This is a genomic window from Marmoricola endophyticus (assembly GCF_014644415.1).
Lineage (GTDB): Bacteria > Actinomycetota > Actinomycetes > Propionibacteriales > Nocardioidaceae > Marmoricola > Marmoricola endophyticus.
On the sequence record NZ_BMKQ01000007.1, the window covers coordinates 1 to 592 of the forward strand.

The following is a 592-nucleotide window of genomic DNA, read 5'->3' on the forward strand; positions in this document are numbered from 1 at the left end:
ACCAAATAAAATATGCGTAGTGTAAGCTAACATAATAGAAAGTAAAATAGAAATTGTTAAATAACGTACATTACTGCTGAATAATGAATAACCATGAATTTTTCTTAATAATAGTTGCTTTTTATTCCAGCTAAAATATTGAATTGTTTCAAATACAGTAGCTATCAAAAGAATGAAAACGTTAATAATAATAGTAACTATTGTTATTATCATTTTTGTTTTCGTTTCATTTAATTCATTTAACACAGAATCCTTGTAATTAGTTATACCGCTAATTTCTTCTTCTAGGTGATTATCTTTAAGCAACTGTTTAAGTGTATCTAAATCTTTAAATAGATATCCACCTTGAGAAACAGCAGCTAAATAAAAATCTCCTGTTAAATCGTCAGGTGTCAACAACATTACTATTGGAGAATCTAGATATCCAAATTTCAAATTAGTTGTGCGATCAAAAGAAAAAACAGATACGTTTTTTGACAGTACTTGCACATCTACTTTTTTGTTTTGTTGCTTTTGAAAGTCAATCCATCCTTGGTGATTTTTTTGAATTTCAGATTTTTGATATTGTAACCTTGGAGGAATAAACACGTTT

1 protein-coding gene is annotated in these 592 nt (G+C 27.4%); it reads right to left on the reverse strand.

Annotated elements, in window-relative coordinates; all coding sequences use genetic code 11:
- Window positions 1-592: DUF1430 domain-containing protein (locus tag IEX42_RS17930; RefSeq protein WP_188781465.1), on the reverse strand; the 592-nt coding region annotated here is incomplete at both ends.